The organism is Streptomyces sp. NPDC045695 (assembly GCF_056432025.1).
In genome coordinates, this window is record NZ_JBWKJU010000016.1 from 50,514 (window position 1) to 65,948 (window position 15,435).

The window sequence follows — 15,435 nt, forward strand, 5'->3', positions numbered from 1 at the left end:
TTTTTTTTTTCTTTTTCCTTCCACCCCTCCTTTTTTTTTTTTTTTCCCCCCCCCCGGCCCCCCCCCCCCCCCCCCCCCCCCTCCGCCTTGCGATGCACGGCACCGGACGACGCGGGCCCAACCGACAAGATCCGAAAGAGACGACCTAGGTGTTGCTGGTGCCCCAGTCGTCCTCGCCGCCGCCGCCCGCGCGGTCGCGCAGCGCCCGTACCCGCCCGGCCAGGGCCTGCGGGACGGCGTCGCCGACCTTGTCACTCACCGCGGCGAAGGCCTTCCCGGCGAACTGGCGCCCGGTCTGGCCCGCGCTCTCGGCGGCGTTGCGCACCGCGGGGTTCTTCGAGATCTCCCGCGCGGACTTCTTCAGCTGTTCGTAGCGCTCGCGCCCGGCCCGGGTCCCGAGCACGTACCCGAGGGTCAGTCCGACCACGAACGTGACCTTGTACCGCATGCCTGTCACCCTTCGTCGTGTGGTGCCCGGCCTGCTGCCGATACCGATTGGCGGAGCACCCCCCTGCTTGCGCTAATCTATGACTCGCAGCGGGCGCTCGCCCCCCGGCCAGGCCGGAGGTGGGCTGTTCGATGCACCGCAGCAATCCCCTGTAGCTCAATTGGCAGAGCAGCCGGCTGTTAACCGGCAGGTTACTGGTTCGAGTCCAGTCGGGGGAGCGCGGTCCCCTGTAGCTCAATTGGCAGAGCATTCGGCTGTTAACCGGAGGGTTGCTGGTTCGAGTCCAGCCGGGGGAGCAAGGAAGAAGAAGAGGGCCCCGAGGGGTCCTCTTCTTTTCTTTGCCGCCCGTCCGGGAACCGGGCAGCCCTCGGCGCGGTCTCTCTGAACAGGCGAAGCCGATCATGCGAGGCATCCGAGGCAGGAGATCGTATGAGCGGCTATGCTGCGGCAGACGGCGCGCACAGGTGTACGCGCCACGCCGTGAAGGGGCGGTAGCTCAGCCGGTTAGAGCAGCGGACTCATAATCCGTCGGCCGTGGGTTCGAGTCCCACCCGCCCCACCGCGAGCCGCAGGTGCAGAAACGTTCTCACCTGCGGCTTTGGCATGTCCGGGGTCTGTCGTGCCATCAGGCGAGCCGCGCGCCCGACCCCGCCCAGCAGGTGTGGGTACGGGTGTGGTGATCGTCACCGTGGAGTGCACGAGACACTTCGTCACGATCGCCATGCCGACCCCGGCGGCGAGCAGCAGCGACGCCTGCGCGTGCCGCAGATTCGGCAGCCGTAGGCGACGATGGACCGGCTCATGGGCTGGGTCAAGCCGTCGGCGAAGCCGCGGAACGCGATAGGCGGAGCCGAAGGTTTGGTATGTGGATCGATAGGCTTGTGGAAGTCACCCAGTGGGCGCCCCGGCACACGGATATGCCCTGGGGTGAGACCGAGGAGCGGCTCGGTCTGGCCCTGCCGGAGGATTACAAGCGCCTCGCCGCGACCTTCGGCAAGGGGCTCTTCTCGGACTTCCTCCAGATTCTCTCCGTCGCGCCCGGAGGGGCCTTCGACCTCTCCACCACCTGGCGGAGTCTCAGCGCCGACGCTCCGGCCGAGAGGGAAGATCCGCTGTACGCGCCGTACCGGATTTACCAGCCCGGCCAGGGCGGGCTCATCCCCTGGGGGTTCAGCCAGACCGAAGGCGAGTACTACTGGCTGGCCGGTGACGAGGCGGCGGACACGTGGCCCATCGTGACGCGGGGGCGAGGCTACCGAGAATGGCGTCAGGTCGATATGTCGACGCCCGAGTTCATCTACCGCGTGGTGGCCGATCCGGAGTTCGAGCCCTTCTCGATCGCCGCCTTGGTGCCGGAGCCCTTCTTCGCGCCCGCCCCGGAGAGCGCGTTCTGAGCCAAGACGTCGGTTCGTCGAGTGATGGGGATGCGCCGGCTGACGGGCGCGGTCGCTGACCCCGAGGTCACCCCGGCAGCTCGCCGCGAGCCGCAGGTGCGGAAACGATTGCACCTGCGGCTTTGGTGTATTCGGGGGGAGCGGGGAGGGCGCGGTCAGAAGTCCTCCGTTTCGTCCGTGAGGTGGCGCAGAACGTCCGTCAGGTCCTGGCGGCGGGCGAAGACCATCCGTTGGCGGTGGGCGCCCGAGCCGTCGCGCAGGAGGCCGCCCAGGGTCTTCGCCGCGTGGTCGAGGTCGCCGGAGGCGGCCAGTTCCGGAGCGACCAGGTCCAGCAGGGCCTCCGCGAGGTCGGCCGCCGGGAGTTCGGCGCCGGTGTACGGGTCGAGGCCGAAGCCCTCCAGGCCGTCGTGGGCCGCCCGCCAGCGCGCGAGGCGCAGGACGTCGTCCCGTACGGGGGGATCGGGGCGCTGCTCCGCGATCTCCCGCAGGGCCGTGGTCACCAGGGCTCGGGCCAGTTCGGCCTGCAGGATCGCCGAGTCGATGTCCGGGGACATGTCGGGCGCCCGGATTTCGAGCGTCGGCCAGTGCCCGGACGGGCGCAGGTCCCAATAGACCATCTTGGTGTCCAGGGCCGCCCCCGAGCCGAGCAGGGTCTGCACCGAGCGCCGGAAGTGGGCCGTGGACGTGAAGTGCGGGGGCAGCCCCGCCGAGGGCCAGCCGGACCAGGCCATGGCCCGCCAGCTCGCGTGCCCCGTGTCACGGCCGCCCCAGAACGGCGAGTTGGCGGCCAGCGCGATCAGGGTGGGCAGCCAGGGTCTGATCCGGTTCGACACGGCCACCGCCGTGTCCACGTCGAGCGTGCCGATGTGGATGTGGCGGCCGCAGCTGACGAGCGTGTCGGTGAGCGCGCCGAAGCGGCGGTGCTGCTCGCGCTGGCGCGGTTCGTCGTCGGTCAGGTGCAGCGGCGCCTCCACGGGCAGGACCGGCGAGGGGGCGGCGAGCAGTCGGCAGCCGTGCGCACGGGCCGCCCGGCCGAGGGTGCGTCGCAGGGCGGCCAGTTCCGTGCGCAGCGAAGCCGCCGAGTGGGCGATCGGGGTGGAGATCTCCACCTGGTAGCGGGTGCCCTCGGGGTGGATCTCGCCGGGCAGTCCGCCGGCCGTGGCGAGGACGAGCGGGGCGGCGGGGACCACCCGGAAGGTGCGGGAGTCGACGAGCAGGAACTCCTCCTCGACGCCGACGGTGAGGGGGACGGTGGGGCGCACCGCGTTCTGCCCGGTGCTGGTGCTCGTGGTGCCTTTGCCAGGTTCGATCACTACGCCTCCCTGGACATACGAGTCTTTTCATCATGAGCTGAACAGGAGGTGAGGAGCGCACGCCGATTCGGTCAAATGTCAGGTGACAGTGGCGAGTTAGCGGCAAGCGACCGCCCGAGGCGGGGTCCCGGGGCCGGATGGGGCGACTGGGGCCGCAGAGCGGAACGGCGGAAAAATGCCCCGGGGCGGCGGACGGCCGACGGTTATCATCCGCTGTGACCCGGACGACCGCACCCACCCGCCCCCGCCGTCGCATATTCGCCGACCTCACCCCCCTGCGCACGTCCCACGACTACCGGCGCCTGTGGGTCGGCGGGACCATCTCCTGGATCGGCCAGGCGATGACCACCCTCGCGATCTCGCTCCAGGTCTACGACATCACCGGCTCCAGCTTCTCCGTCGGACTCGTCGGCCTCTTCTCCCTCGTCCCGCTCGTCGTCTTCGGGCTCTACGGCGGGGCCATCGCCGACACCGTGGACCGGCGCACGCTCGGCCTCTACAGCTCGCTGGGCGCCGCCGGGCTCTCGGTCGCGCTGGCCGCCGCCGCGCTGCTCGACTACCACCGGGTCTGGTTCCTGTACGCCGTCGTCGCGCTCCAGGCGGTGTGCGGGGCGCTCACCGGACCGGCGCGCTCCGCCATGATTCCGAGGCTGCTGCCGGCCGAACAGCTGCCCGCCGCCAACGCGCTGAACTCCGTGACCATGACCTCCGGGGCGACGGTCGGCCCCATGCTGGGCGGGCTGATCGTCGGCTGGTGGGGCTACCAGGCGGCGTACCTGATCGATGTGGTCACCTTCACCGCCGCGCTGTACGCGATGTGGCGGCTGCCGTCGATGAAGCCCGACCGCGCCGAGGGCACGCGGGGGAGGGCCTCGGTCGTCGACGGCCTGCGCTTCCTCGGGACCCGCCCCAACATCCGGATGACCTTCTTCTCCGACATGGCCGCGATGGTGCTGGCGCAGCCGAAGGCCGTCTTCCCGGCGGTGGCCGTGCTCTGGTTCGACGGCGACGCGAAGACCGTCGGCCTGCTGGTGTCCGCGATCGCCGCCGGGGCGCTGCTGGGCGGGCTGGTCTCCGGCTGGCAGGGGCGGGTGCGCCGGCACGGGCTGGCGATCCTGATCTCCGTCGCCGCCTGGGGTCTGGCCATCGCCGTCTTCGGGCTCACGCGGAACCTGTGGCTCGGGCTGCTGTTCCTGGCCCTGGCCGGTTGGGCGGACACCGTCTCCATGGTGTTCCGCAGCACGATGATGCAGGCCGCCACGCCGGACGAGATGCGCGGCCGCCTCCAGGGCGTTTTCATCGTGGTCGTCGCGGGCGGGCCCCGGCTCGGGGACTTCTTCGCCGGGACCGTCGCCGACCTGACCTCGCCGACCGTGGCCGTCACGGGCGGCGGGCTGGCGTGCGTGGCCGTGCTGGGGTTGCTCGCGCTCCGGTGGCGGGGCTTCGCCCGGTACGACGCGCGCTCCCCGCAGGCCTGATCGCCGGGCCGTACGCAGGGTGGTTGCGCCCGCGCCTCACACGTCGGCGGGGCCGGAGGGTGGGGCCGGGGTGGAAGGGGTCGGGGTGGAAGGGGTCGGGGTGGACGGGGCCGGGGTGGACGGGGCCGGGGTGGACGGGGCCGCGGGGGGAACGATGCCGCGGGCCAGGCCCAGGGACACCAGGTCCTGGGGCCGGATGCGGAGCTGGTCGGCCGTCGCCGGGGCGGCCGAAGGGGGGCGCTTGAGGATGGCCGCCGCCAGTTCCGGGGCGATCACCGAGAAGTAGCTGTCGGGGGTGACCCAGGTGTTGCCCGGCGCCGCCAGCGCGAGCGCGCCACCCGAGCCGCCCTCGCCGATGAGGAGGGTGGTTATGGGGACGGCGGCCGCGGCCACCGCGGCGAAGGTGTCGGCGATGGCGGCGCCCGCCCCCGCGTGTTCGGCGGCGGCGTCGTTGGCGGCGCCCGGGGTGTCCACCAGGGTGAGCACGGGGATGCCGAGCCGGTCGGCGAGGCGGATGACGCGGGCGGCCGTACGGTACCCCGCCGGGCGGGTGGCGGTGCCGCACTGGGCGGCGTACGCCACCGGCCGGCCCTCCCGCAGCCCGAATCCGCACAGCATGCCGGGGTCGGTGCCGCCCGCGCGGTCCCCTGAGAGGGGCAGGCGGAGGTCGAAGTACGCGTCCAGGTACGCCTCGGCGTGCGGCCGGTCCGGGTGACGGGCCTGCCGGACGGCGTCCCAGCCGGTGTGCGGCGGTGCTACGCCGGCCAGCGCGGCCGGGGGCTCGACGGGCCCGGCGGGGCGGGGCGCGGTGAGGACGCGGAGCCAGTCGGCCAGTGTCCCGGCGAGCGCGGCCGGGGGGACGACGGCGTCCACGTGCCCGGCCGCGTACTGCCCTTCGGCGCAGTACGCCGCGGGGTCGGCGTCGGCCGGGCGCACCCGGGACCCGGCGAAGCCGACCTGGGCGCCGGGGAGCGCGAGGACGACGTCGGCCCCGGCCCCCAGGGTCGCCCAGCCGCCGCCGGTGGTGGGATCGCGCAGGACGGCGAGCTGGGGGAGTCCCGCGGCCCGGGTCAGGACGCACTGGCGGGCCACGCGCTGGAGCTGGGTCAGCGCGAGCATGCCCTCCTGCATGCGGGAGCCGCCGGTGGCGATGAGGGAGACGAGGGGGAGCCCGTGCGCGCGGGCGTGCGCGTAGGCGGCTTCGAGCCGGTCGCCGGTGCGTTCGCCGAGGGACCCGCCGAGGAAGCCGAACTCGAAGGAGATCAGGGTGGCTTCGCGGCCGCCGATGCGGGCGGTGCCGGTGACGACGGACTCCTGCTCGCCGGTCCGCTCGGCGGCGCGGGCCCGCGAGTCGTCGTAGCCGGCCCAGGCGAGGGGGCCGTCGGCCGGTGACTCCCGCCGGGGCGCGGGGAGTTCGGTGAAGCTGCCGGCGTCGGTCACGGACGCGATGGCCGCACGGGCCGAGAGGCGGGTCGTCGTCACGAGGTCACCCTAGGCCGTCTCTTTCGGATCTTGTCGGTTGGGCGCGGGCCCGACAAGATCCGGAAGAGACGGCCCAAGGTCCCGGCCCCGGGCCGTCACGGCAACGGCAGGGCGATCTTGACGGCGTAGGCGGCGACCAGGCCGTAGCCGAGGCGGAAGGTCCAGACGCGGGCGGTGTCGGAGATGCGGGCGCCGACGAGGACGCCGAACACGACGAGGGTCTCCTGCCACAGGAGGGAGGCGCCGCCGACGCCGAGGAGGAAGGCGGCCCCGGCCGCGCCGGTGGTGAGGGTGGCGCCCTGGGCGGTGGTGAGGGCGGCGAAGTAGAGGGCGGTGGTGGGGTTGACGGCGGTGAGGCCGACGTACCGCGCGAAGGTGGTGGCCGGGCGGGCCGTGGGTTCGGAACCCCGCGCCCCCGAGGGAGGCGGGGACGGGGTGTGCCCTGGGGGCGGGGTGGAGCGGCGGGCCCCGGTCAGGCCGTGGGCGGCGATGGTCAGGAGGATCGCCGCCGAGGCCAGGCGGACCCAGGCCTCCACGGGGGAGACGTGGGAGGCGACCCAGGGGCCCAGGGCGGTGGCCAGGGACGCGTAGCCCAGGTCGACCGTCGCGATGCCCGCGGCCGCGGCCACCGCCGTGCGACGGTCGCGCATCGCCTCCTGGAGCAGCAGCACGCTCATCGCACCCATCGGCATGGCCACGCCCAGACCCGCGACCGCGCCCGCCAGGGCCGGTGTCATCAGTTCGCTCATACGGCGAGGCTCGGCCCGTGCCCCCGGCGGATGCGCCCGCATATCGGGCCCGGCTGCGAGAATCGCGGTATGGACCGCCTCGACAGGGAAATCCTCGGCATCTTGCAGCAGGATGCGCGGATCTCGTACCGGGACCTCGGCGTCCGCGTCGGGCTCAGCGCCAACGCCACCGCCGACCGGGTGCGACGGATGCGCCGGGACGGGGTGATCCGCGGGTTCACCGTCGTGGTGGATCCGGCGGCCGACACCGCGGGCGGGCTCGTCGTCTTCATCGACCTCACGCTGCGGCAGGACACCACCAACGAGGAGTTCGAGCGGCAGGTCGCCAAGCTGCCCGGGATCACGGAAGTCGTGCACGTGACGGGCCAGTACGACTACCTCGTACGCGCCCGGGCCGCCGACCCCGCCGCCCTCGACGGGCTGCTGCGGCGGCTCAAGCTGGAGGCGGGCGTCGCACAGTCCAGCACCCGCATCGCCCTGCGCGCCGCCACCCGGCCCGCCCCGCGCTGACGGTCCGGCGCCGCCCCGCGCTGACGGTCCGGCGCCGCTTCGCCGCCCGGCCCCGGCGGGTCACAGCGCCGACTCCCACGTCACCGTCGTGCCCCGCGCCCCCGACGGCGTACGGCCGTCGTCCGCCACCGTCAGGCGGACCCGGGACGGGAGCGCCTCCACCTCCACCTCGATCGCGGTGACCTCGGTGCGCCGGTGCGCCGCGGCCAGCGCGCCGCGCAGGGCGGACAGCAGGTCGCCCGCCACCGGCTCCGGGAGCAGGGCGTCCACCGGGCCCGCGAAGTGCACCGAGGGCTGGAAGCCGAACAGGACCGCCGCCCCGCCCGTCTCGCGCAGGACCCGGCCCCGGAAGGTCGTCGGGGCGTCGCTCGGCGGCTGCTGGAGGGCGAAGATGGCCGTGCGGACCTCCTGGATGGTGGAGTCCAGCTCGTCGACGGCGCGGGCCAGTTCCTCGCCCACCGGGTCCGCGGTCGGCGCGTTCGAGGAGCGCCGCCGGGTGCTCTCCAGCATCATCTCGGTGGCGAAGAGCCGCTGGACCACAAGGTCGTGGAGGTCCCGGGCGATGCGGTCGCGGTCCTCGTACACCGCGAGCTGCTCCCGGTCGTGCTGGGCGTCCGCCAGGACGAGGGCCAGCGCGGCCTGGGAGGCGAACTGCGAGGCGAGCAGCCGGTCCACCGCGTCGTACGGGGGACCGCCGCGGGCGCGCGGCAGGGCCAGGGTGCCGATCAGCTGGCCGCCGCTCTGCAGCGGGAGCATCATGCTGGGTCCGAACCGCTCGCGGACGTGCGTGGTCATCCGGGGGTCGGTCGCCGAGTCCTCTATGAAGACCGGCTCGCCGCCGAGGAGTTGTTCCAGCACCGGGGAGCCGGGCGCGATGGCCGTCCCCACCAGGTCCCCGGGGTCCGCGTGCGTGGAGGCGGCCACGATCTCCATACCGCCCGCGGGGGTCGGCTGGAGCACCACCCCGGCGGCGGCGTCCGCCAGCAGCCGGGCCCGTTCGGCCACGCACATCAGCGCGTCCGCCGCCGGGCGTCCGGCCAGCAGGGCCGTGGTCACGGCGGCCGCGCCCTCGATCCAGCGCTCCCGGCGGCGCGCGGTCTCGTGGAGCCGGGCGTTGCCGATCGCCATGCCCGCCTGCGAGGCCAGGACGCGGAGAAGGGCGAGGTCCTGGTCAGTGAAGGGGCCGCCCCGCTTCCCGGTGAGGCAGAGGTGCCCGAAGACCTCGGTGTGCACCCGGATCGGGACGCCGATGCGGCCGGAGCCGTCGGGGAGCGGCGGGCGCGGATCGTCTGCGAGGGGGCCGAGGGGGCCGAGGGGGCCGAGGAGGTCGTGGCGGCCGTCCGGCAGCCGGGGGATCGCCGCCCGCTGCGCCTCGGTCATTCCGGACGTGAACAGCTCGGTCAGCCGGCCGCGCTCGGGGTCGATGACCCCGAGCGCTCCGTACCGGGCGGAGCACAGCCCGGTCGCCGAATCCACGAGGTGCTGGAGGGTGGCGCGCAGCTCCAGCTCGGAGCCGACGCTGAGCACCGCCTCCAGCAGGAGCGGCAGGCTCGCGGTCCCCTGCTCATCGGGCCGGCGTGGGTCGGGCTGCCGTGCGTCGGGCCGGCGCCCGGCGTCCGTCATTCGGCCAGCGGGTTGAGGACCATCGGGGCGATCTTCCCTTCGAGCATCGCGCCGAGACCGAGTACGGCGCACACGTCCGGCCGTTCCGCGATGGCGACGGGCATTCCGGTGGCGTCCCGCAGCATCTGGTCCAGGCCCGGCAGCAGGGCACTGCCGCCCACCATCATGATCCCCTTGTCCGTCAGGTCCGCGACCAGGTCCGGCGGGCAGTCCCGCAGCACCTTGCCGATGCCGTCGAGGACGGCGGTCAGCGGCGTGTGGATGGCGTCGCGTACCGCTGCGGTGTCCACGTGGACGGAACGGGCCAGTCCGGTGGCCACGTCACGGCCGTGGATGAGGGTGGAGGCCGGTCCCTCGGCGGTGATGCCGTTGCCGTGCAGGGCCAGCTGGAGCGGCCGCACCGCCTGGCTCGGCAGCATCAGCTCGTGTGCGTGGCGCAGGTGCTGGACGACCGCGTGGTCGATGGCCTCGCCGCCGACCGGGATCCGCTGGGCGGTGACGATCGAACCGAGGGAGAGGACGGCGACCTGGGTCGCGGCGGCCCCGCACACCATGATCATCGTCGCGGTCGGCTGCTCCACGGGCAGGCCGCAGCCGACGGCCGCCGCGATCAGGGTGTCGACCAGTTCGACGCGGCGGGCGCCGAGCCCGACGAGGGTTTCCACGGTCGCCCGCTGGGCCAGCGGGTCCGCGTCGTGCGGGGTGCAGGCGGCGGCCCGCAGCCGGGGCTTGCGGCGCAGGGCCCGGCGGAGCTTCTCGCCGAGCAGGTGACGCAGCATCCGCTGGGCCATCTCGATGTCGACGACGGTGCCGCCGGAGACGGGGCGCACGACCCGGATGTAGTCGGGCGTGCGGCCGGTCATCCGCTCGGCGAAGGTCCCGACGGCGATGAGTGCACCCGTACGGGTGTTCACCGCGGCGACGCTGGGCTCGTCGACGACGAGGCCGGCGCCCTTGACGTACACGCGGGTCCTAGCCGCCCCCAAGTCGACGGCGACGTGGCAGCGGCGCAACTGCTCAAGACTGACGGTCACGGCAGATCCTCCCGAGAGCGCTGGCGCAAGAAGACCGGCGGAACTGCCGGTCGCTTTCATATCATCTCGGGCATTTCAGACTTATCGCCCGTTGTGCTGCTCCGGCCGGGGGGTGGGGCGCGGCTGCATGGGGGTGGATTTCTGTACCGACAGGCAGCACCATGCCCGCACCACACGCGCTACTCGCGCGTAACAAGGTAAAGGAGGCCCGATGCTGACGACCCGCCAGGGGACGCTGGCGCTCCTGACGCTCTGCCTGGCCCTGCTCGCGTCCTTCCCGGCCCATGCCGCCGACCGGGTCGGCGCCGCCGCCTCCGGCCGGGCGGCCCCGCGCAATCCGGTGGTCCTCGTCCACGGTTTCAACGCCGACCCCGGCGTCTGGGGGGCCCTGCGCGAGGACCTGCGCGCCGACGGGTACGACGACGCGGAGCTCTTCTCCTTCGGTTACGACACGCACCAGTCGGTCAACGAGGTCCTCTCCGGACGCCTCGCCGCCTACGTCGAGGACGTCCGCCGCCGGACCGGCGCCGCCCGGGTCGACGTCGTCTCGCACTCCTTCGGTTCGCTGGTCAGCCGCTGGTACGTCAAGTTCGGCGGGGGCGCGGCCACCGTGGACCACTGGGTCTCGCTGGCCGGGACCAACCACGGGACCTCCACCGCGTGGGCCTGCGCCCTGTGGGACCAGGCGTGCCGCGACATGACCCCCGGCTCGTACGTCACGAAGAACCTCAACGGCGGGGACGAGACCCCCGGCACGGTGAAGTACGCGACCTTCTGGTCCGGGTGCGACGAGGTGGTGAACCCGGACGACAGCGTCCCGCTGACCGGAGCCGCCAACACGCCGGTCGGCTGCCTCAAGCACAACGACCTGCTCGGCGACGACGGCACCTCGGCCGGTGTGCGCGCCTTCCTGGCCGCTTAAGCGGTGCCTCGCCGATCAGGCCGGATCACGCCGGATCAGGCCGGATCACGCCGGATCAGGCTGGGCGGTCCGCACCGTCGCTCCCGCCGGACGAGACCCGCTGGAGCAGGCCGTACGTGAACTCCGCGACGTACGGCCCGCCGCGCGCGGCGAAGGCCAGGCGCCAGCGGGTGGGCGCGGTGCCCTCCATCGGCCGCACCGGCGCGAAGGCCCGCGCCACCTCGTCCACCGTCGCCGACCAGGGCCGCAGGTCCTCCGGCGACTCCAGTACGGGCCCGGGCGCGCCCGGAGCCCGCACCAGCCACTCGTTCCACACCGCCCCGTCCGGCGCGGCCAGCACCTCGAAGCGCAGGTCCGGCCAGAGCGACACCGGCCACAGCAGGGCCTCGCACTCCAGATCGCCGATCGTGCGGCGCTCGGAGGACTCCGGCGCACCCAGCACCGAGCGGTAACGGGCCAGGGCCCCGCGGGAGCGGGGCGATCGCACCATCGCCTGCCAGCGCTTGTTGGCCTCGCGCTGGTCCGCGAGCGAGGCGCCGAGCCGGCGGCGGGCCTCGTCGGCGAGCTCCGGCTGGAAGTCGGACATCCGCCGCAACAGCACCAACTGAAAGGCGTCCCGCCCGAAGAAAGTCATGGAGGAAACGATTCCACACAGGATCCTTACGTTCTCGGGATCCGGATGTTGTCGCCGACCACGTAGCCTGCGGGCGCCATGAACTACTGCCACGCCTGCCGGAGGCACCTCAACGGCGCACTGGCGTGCGCCGGGTGCGGGACTCCGGCCGAGTACCTGATGCCCGCCGCGCCCGGCTCCGTGCCCGCCCCGGCGGCGCCGGTCGTCGACGAGCCGCCGACCGCGCTGGCCGATGTGTTCGCGGACTCGCTCGTCGTGCTGTCCGCCCCGAACGAGCGCAGGGCCGGTGCCCGCCGCCGGGCCACGCGGCGCAAGCGCCGGCGGACCGTGCTCACCTTCGGCCTCGGTCTGCTGGTCGTGTGCGGGGGCGCGCTGGCCGCGGTCCACCTCGTCACCGACGTGCAGCGCACCGACCGGGCCGCCAAGGTGGTGCTGACCGACGAGGGTCCGCAGCAGCCCGCCCCGTTGCCGGATCTGCCGCATTCCGGCGCGCCCACGGGCGCGGGGGCGGGGAAGGCCACGAAGGCCGCGGCCGGTGGTACGAAGAAGTCCGGAGCCGGGGCGCCCTCCGGGAGCGCCGCGCAGCCGGGACCGATGACCTCGCCCCCCGCCCCGTCGACGTCGGGGCCGGTGTCCGGTACTCCGGCCCCCGGGACGTCCGTACAGGCGAGCGGATCGGGCACGCCCTCGCCGGGGGCTTCCGGCAGTGCGCAGCCGCCGCCTCCGCCGTCGCCGTCGCCCACGCCCAAGCCGACGAAGAGCTGCGTGCTGTGGATCTTCTGCTCGTGACCGCCCGGACCAGCCGTCCCGGCAGGACCGGCAGGACCGGCGGGACCGGCGGGACCTGCGTGACCGCCCGGATCAGCCCAGCATCCGCCTGAGCAGGTCCCTCAGCAGCGCCCGCTCGGCCGGGGACAGCCCCGCCAGCGGTTCGCGCGCGAAGTCCAGCGACTCGCGCAGCCGCTCCGCGGTCTGCACGCCCTCCTCGGTGGGGGCCGCCAGCTTCACCCGGCGGTCGGCCGGGTCCGGGCGGCGCTCGACCAGCCCGCGGCTCTCCAGCCGGTCGACGATCCCGGTCACGTTGGACGGCTCGCACCGCAGTTTCTGCGCGATGCGGCGCATCGGCATCGGTTCCAGGGAGAGCAGGTTCAGCACCTTGGCCTGCGCGCCGGTCAGCTGGTGGCTGGCGGCCGCGTGCTCGTACTCCATGTGGTAGCGGGCCACGACGTCGCCGATGAGCTCGACGACCTCGACGGTCACTGGGTCTGTGCGACGACTGGGCATGGGACCAGCGTACCCATTTGCTTGACAACATGAAATATCTAGGAGCATGGTTGTTTCACCTAGTGAAGCAATTCCTTCCTCACCCAGGAGCGCCGCATGTCTGAGATCCCCGCCGTCAGCCGCGAGTGGCACCTCGTCCGTCGCCCGCAGGGCTGGCCCGTCGCCGAGGACTTCGCCCTGCGCGAGGTGCCCGTCTCGGCGGAGCCCGCCCCCGGCCGGATCCTCGTACGCAACCTGCACATGTCCGTGGATCCGTACATGCGCGGCCGGATGAACGACGTGAAGTCGTACATCCCGCCCTTCCAGCTGGAGCGGCCCATGGACGGCGGCGCGGTCGGCGAGGTCGTCGCCTCCGCCGCCGAGGGCTTCGCGGTCGGTGACCACGTCCTGCACGGTCTGGGCTGGCGCGAATACGCGGAGCTCGACGCGAAGCACGCCACCAAGGTGGACGCCTCGCTCGCCCCGCTCTCCGCCTACCTCGGCGTGCTCGGCATGCCGGGCCTGACGGCCTACGCAGGGCTCTTCGAGGTCGCCTCCTTCAAGGAGGGCGACGCCGTGTTCGTCTCCGGCGCGGCCGGCGCCGTCGGCGGCCTCGTGGGCCAGTTCGCCAAGATCAAGGGCGCGTCCCGCGTGATCGGCTCCGCCGGCTCGGACGAGAAGGTGACGCTCCTCACGGAGAAGTACGGCTTCGACGCCGCCTTCAACTACAAGAACGGCCCCGTCGGCCAGCAGCTGAGGGACGCCGCCCCCGAGGGCATCGACGTCTACTTCGACAATGTCGGCGGCGACCACCTGGAGGCCGCGATCTCCTCCCTGAACGTGAACGGCCGGGCCACCCTGTGCGGGGCGATAGCCCACTACAACGACACCGAGGCCGCCCCCGGTCCGCGCAACCTGATGCAGGTCATCGGCAAGCGGCTGCGGCTGCAGGGCATCCTCGTCAACGACCACGCCGCACTGCAGCCGCAGTTCGTCCAGGACGTGGCCGGATGGCTGCGTTCCGGTGAGCTGACGTACGACGAGACGGTCGTCGAGGGCGTGGAGAACGCGGCGTCGGCCTTCCTCGGCATGCTGCGCGGCGAGAACACCGGAAAGATGATCGTTTCTTTCACCGGTTAGGCTCACTGCACACCGTCGTGACCGTGGGCGCGAGTCGCGGCGATTACCAGGAGGATTTCCTTACATGTCCATCCAGCAGTCCGACGTCGCGTACACCGCCATCGCCACCGCCGAGAACGGCCGTGACGGCCGCGTCGCCACCCACGACGGCCAGCTCGACGTCGTCGTGAACCCGCCGAAGGAGCTCGGCGGCAGCGGCGCCGGCACCAACCCGGAGCAGCTGTTCGCCGCCGGCTACAGCGCCTGCTTCCAGGGCGCCCTGGGCGTCGTCGCCAAGAACGTGAACGCCGACATCTCCGGCTCCACGGTCACCGCCGAGGTCGGCATCGGCAAGAACGCCGACGGGTTCGGCCTGATCGTCAAGATCTCCGCCGTCATCCCGAACGTGGACGCCGCCACCGCCAAGGACCTCATCGAGAAGGCCCACGAGGTCTGCCCGTACTCGAAGGCCACCCGCGGCAACATCACCGTCGAGCTCGCCGTCTGATCCGGCCCGCCCGCACGCCGAAGGCCGCACCCCGACCGGGGGTGCGGCCTTCGCCGTGAGCGGGCCGGGGAGCACCCACCGGACACCCCCTAAACTGCCCCTCATGCGTGATCTTGCGGGGGGCCTGCGGTATCTGTTGGCCGGACAGCGGTGGGTGGTGCGCCACGGCCGGTGGCTGGGCTTCGGGCTGCTGCCCGGGCACGTCTCCTTCGCCCTCTACGCCGGAGCGCTGATCGGCCTCGGCTACGGCGCCGACGACCTCGTCGCCTGGGCCACCCCCTTCGCCGACGGCTGGTCCTCGCCGTGGCTCGGCCTCGTGCGCGGCTTCCTGACCGCGCTGGTCTTCTGCCTCGGGCTCTTCCTCGCGGTGATCACCTTCACCGCCGTGACCCTGCTGATCGGCCAGCCCTTCTACGAGTCCCTCTCCGAGCAGGTCGACCGCAGCGAGGGCGGCGAGGTCCCCGCGTCCGGGCTCCCGCTCTGGCTGGAGCTGTGGGTCTCGGCCCGGGACAGCGTGAAGGTGCTCGGCCGGGTCCTGCTGTACGGGATCCTGCTCTTCGCCCTCGGCTTCATCCCGGTGATCGGTCAGACCGTGGTCCCCGTGCTCGGTTTCTGCGTCTCCGGGTACTTCCTGACCCAGGAGCTGACCGCCGTCGCCCTCCAGCGGCGCAAGGTGGACCTGCACGACCGGCTGGCGCTGCTGCGCTCGCGCCGGATGCTCGTGCTGGGCTTCGGGGTGCCGCTGGTGCTGGCCTTCCTGGTGCCGCTGGTCGCGGTCTTCCTGATGCCGGGCGCGGTGGCGGGGGCCACCCTGATGGCGCGGGACCTGATGCCGGGTCCGGCGCCGGAGGCCGAGACCGAGCCCGAGGCGGGAAGCCGGGAGCCGTCCGCCACGCCGGCCAACGGCTTCGGGCCCCCGCCGGTCTACTGAGGACCGTCCCGGCACCGCACCGTCCCG

Annotated in this window: 16 protein-coding genes and 3 tRNA genes; 11 read left to right on the forward strand and 8 right to left on the reverse strand. The window is 73.0% G+C overall.

Annotation, left to right across the window (positions count from 1 at the left end):
* Window positions 1-145: 145 nt before the first annotated feature.
* The gene (locus AC07DU_RS24615; protein ID WP_360899243.1) at window positions 146-448 is read right to left on the reverse strand and encodes a YtxH domain-containing protein; all 303 of its coding nucleotides are present in this window, start codon (window positions 446-448) and stop codon (window positions 146-148) included.
* Between the two features lie 145 nt (window positions 449-593).
* On the opposite strand from AC07DU_RS24615, the gene AC07DU_RS24620 reads away from it, so the two are divergent.
* The 4 genes from AC07DU_RS24620 (at window position 594) to AC07DU_RS24635 (ending at window position 1,842) form a co-directional block, all read left to right on the forward strand.
* Window positions 594-666 (forward strand) — tRNA-Asn (locus tag AC07DU_RS24620).
* A 5-nt stretch (window positions 667-671) separates the two neighbouring features.
* Window positions 672-744, forward strand: a tRNA-Asn gene (locus AC07DU_RS24625).
* Window positions 745-933: 189 nt separating this feature from the next.
* Window positions 934-1,007: transfer RNA gene (locus AC07DU_RS24630), tRNA-Ile, on the forward strand.
* A gap of 322 nt (window positions 1,008-1,329) precedes the next feature.
* Window positions 1,330-1,842 carry an SMI1/KNR4 family protein gene (locus AC07DU_RS24635; protein ID WP_479113606.1) on the forward strand — a complete coding sequence of 171 codons (513 nt, stop codon included), beginning with the start codon at window positions 1,330-1,332 and terminating at the stop codon, window positions 1,840-1,842.
* 155 nt (window positions 1,843-1,997) lie between these two features.
* Here AC07DU_RS24635 and AC07DU_RS24640 read toward each other — a convergent pair whose 3' ends face one another.
* Window positions 1,998-3,155 carry a carboxylate-amine ligase gene (locus AC07DU_RS24640; protein WP_360899222.1) on the reverse strand — a complete coding sequence of 386 codons (1,158 nt, stop codon included), beginning with the start codon at window positions 3,153-3,155 and terminating at the stop codon, window positions 1,998-2,000.
* A 215-nt stretch (window positions 3,156-3,370) separates the two neighbouring features.
* Between AC07DU_RS24640 and AC07DU_RS24645 the strand changes: the two genes are divergently transcribed.
* A complete protein-coding gene (locus AC07DU_RS24645) occupies window positions 3,371-4,633 on the forward strand; it encodes an MFS transporter (protein ID WP_479113608.1) in 1,263 nt (420 codons plus the stop codon).
* A gap of 36 nt (window positions 4,634-4,669) precedes the next feature.
* On the opposite strand, the gene AC07DU_RS24650 is transcribed toward AC07DU_RS24645, so the two are convergent.
* Window positions 4,670-6,115, reverse strand: a complete 1,446-nt coding sequence (locus AC07DU_RS24650) for a carboxyl transferase domain-containing protein (protein ID WP_479113610.1) — start codon at window positions 6,113-6,115, stop codon at window positions 4,670-4,672.
* 95 nt (window positions 6,116-6,210) lie between these two features.
* A complete protein-coding gene (locus AC07DU_RS24655; RefSeq protein WP_360899213.1) occupies window positions 6,211-6,864 on the reverse strand; it encodes a LysE family transporter in 654 nt (217 codons plus the stop codon).
* Between the two features lie 69 nt (window positions 6,865-6,933).
* On the opposite strand from AC07DU_RS24655, the gene AC07DU_RS24660 reads away from it, so the two are divergent.
* Complete coding sequence (locus AC07DU_RS24660) at window positions 6,934-7,374, forward strand: Lrp/AsnC family transcriptional regulator (RefSeq protein ID WP_360899210.1); 441 nt, start codon at window positions 6,934-6,936, stop codon at window positions 7,372-7,374.
* A 60-nt stretch (window positions 7,375-7,434) separates the two neighbouring features.
* Here the strand turns inward: AC07DU_RS24660 and AC07DU_RS24665 are convergent, their stop codons facing one another.
* Together AC07DU_RS24665 and AC07DU_RS24670 are read right to left on the reverse strand one after the other, a co-directional pair.
* The gene (locus AC07DU_RS24665; RefSeq protein WP_479113612.1) at window positions 7,435-8,997 is read right to left on the reverse strand and encodes a GAF domain-containing sensor histidine kinase; all 1,563 of its coding nucleotides are present in this window, start codon (window positions 8,995-8,997) and stop codon (window positions 7,435-7,437) included.
* A complete protein-coding gene (locus AC07DU_RS24670) occupies window positions 8,994-10,031 on the reverse strand; it encodes a rod shape-determining protein (RefSeq protein ID WP_360899204.1) in 1,038 nt (345 codons plus the stop codon). The genes AC07DU_RS24665 and AC07DU_RS24670 overlap by 4 nt, the downstream gene beginning before the upstream one ends.
* Window positions 10,032-10,242: 211 nt before the next feature.
* Between AC07DU_RS24670 and AC07DU_RS24675 the strand changes: the two genes are divergently transcribed.
* Window positions 10,243-10,953, forward strand: coding sequence for an esterase/lipase family protein (locus AC07DU_RS24675; protein WP_479113614.1), 711 nt, complete (start codon window positions 10,243-10,245; stop codon window positions 10,951-10,953).
* A gap of 55 nt (window positions 10,954-11,008) precedes the next feature.
* Here AC07DU_RS24675 and AC07DU_RS24680 read toward each other — a convergent pair whose 3' ends face one another.
* Window positions 11,009-11,587, reverse strand: coding sequence for a hypothetical protein (locus AC07DU_RS24680; protein WP_479113616.1), 579 nt, complete (start codon window positions 11,585-11,587; stop codon window positions 11,009-11,011).
* A gap of 78 nt (window positions 11,588-11,665) precedes the next feature.
* Between AC07DU_RS24680 and AC07DU_RS24685 the strand changes: the two genes are divergently transcribed.
* Complete coding sequence (locus tag AC07DU_RS24685; protein WP_479113618.1) at window positions 11,666-12,376, forward strand: SCO2400 family protein; 711 nt, start codon at window positions 11,666-11,668, stop codon at window positions 12,374-12,376.
* 72 nt (window positions 12,377-12,448) lie between these two features.
* Here AC07DU_RS24685 and AC07DU_RS24690 read toward each other — a convergent pair whose 3' ends face one another.
* Complete coding sequence (locus AC07DU_RS24690; protein WP_360899192.1) at window positions 12,449-12,871, reverse strand: MarR family winged helix-turn-helix transcriptional regulator; 423 nt, start codon at window positions 12,869-12,871, stop codon at window positions 12,449-12,451.
* 96 nt (window positions 12,872-12,967) lie between these two features.
* Here AC07DU_RS24690 and AC07DU_RS24695 point away from each other — a divergent pair, with 96 nt between their 5' ends.
* From AC07DU_RS24695 to AC07DU_RS24705, 3 genes are all read left to right on the forward strand, one after another.
* Window positions 12,968-13,990 (forward strand): NADP-dependent oxidoreductase, encoded by a 1,023-nt coding sequence (locus tag AC07DU_RS24695; RefSeq protein ID WP_360899189.1) that lies wholly within the window; start codon window positions 12,968-12,970, stop codon window positions 13,988-13,990.
* A 64-nt stretch (window positions 13,991-14,054) separates the two neighbouring features.
* A complete protein-coding gene (locus AC07DU_RS24700; RefSeq protein WP_360899186.1) occupies window positions 14,055-14,477 on the forward strand; it encodes an organic hydroperoxide resistance protein in 423 nt (140 codons plus the stop codon).
* Window positions 14,478-14,580: 103 nt separating this feature from the next.
* Window positions 14,581-15,408: an EI24 domain-containing protein gene (locus tag AC07DU_RS24705; RefSeq protein ID WP_479113620.1), complete on the forward strand. Its 828-nt coding sequence runs from the start codon at window positions 14,581-14,583 to the stop codon at window positions 15,406-15,408.
* The last annotated feature ends 27 nt before the right edge of the window (window positions 15,409-15,435 follow it).

Coding starts and splice junctions, on each gene's coding strand:
- AC07DU_RS24615 (WP_360899243.1), bottom strand. CDS start 448: ATGCGGTACAAGGTCACGTTCGTGGTCGGACTGACCCTCGGGTACGTG.
- AC07DU_RS24655 (WP_360899213.1), bottom strand. CDS start 6,864: ATGAGCGAACTGATGACACCGGCCCTGGCGGGCGCGGTCGCGGGTCTG.
- AC07DU_RS24660 (WP_360899210.1), top strand. CDS start 6,934: ATGGACCGCCTCGACAGGGAAATCCTCGGCATCTTGCAGCAGGATGCG.
- AC07DU_RS24665 (WP_479113612.1), bottom strand. CDS start 8,997: ATGACGGACGCCGGGCGCCGGCCCGACGCACGGCAGCCCGACCCACGC.
- AC07DU_RS24675 (WP_479113614.1), top strand. CDS start 10,243: ATGCTGACGACCCGCCAGGGGACGCTGGCGCTCCTGACGCTCTGCCTG.
- AC07DU_RS24680 (WP_479113616.1), bottom strand. CDS start 11,587: ATGACTTTCTTCGGGCGGGACGCCTTTCAGTTGGTGCTGTTGCGGCGG.
- AC07DU_RS24685 (WP_479113618.1), top strand. CDS start 11,666: ATGAACTACTGCCACGCCTGCCGGAGGCACCTCAACGGCGCACTGGCG.
- AC07DU_RS24690 (WP_360899192.1), bottom strand. CDS start 12,871: ATGCCCAGTCGTCGCACAGACCCAGTGACCGTCGAGGTCGTCGAGCTC.
- AC07DU_RS24695 (WP_360899189.1), top strand. CDS start 12,968: ATGTCTGAGATCCCCGCCGTCAGCCGCGAGTGGCACCTCGTCCGTCGC.
- AC07DU_RS24700 (WP_360899186.1), top strand. CDS start 14,055: ATGTCCATCCAGCAGTCCGACGTCGCGTACACCGCCATCGCCACCGCC.
- AC07DU_RS24705 (WP_479113620.1), top strand. CDS start 14,581: ATGCGTGATCTTGCGGGGGGCCTGCGGTATCTGTTGGCCGGACAGCGG.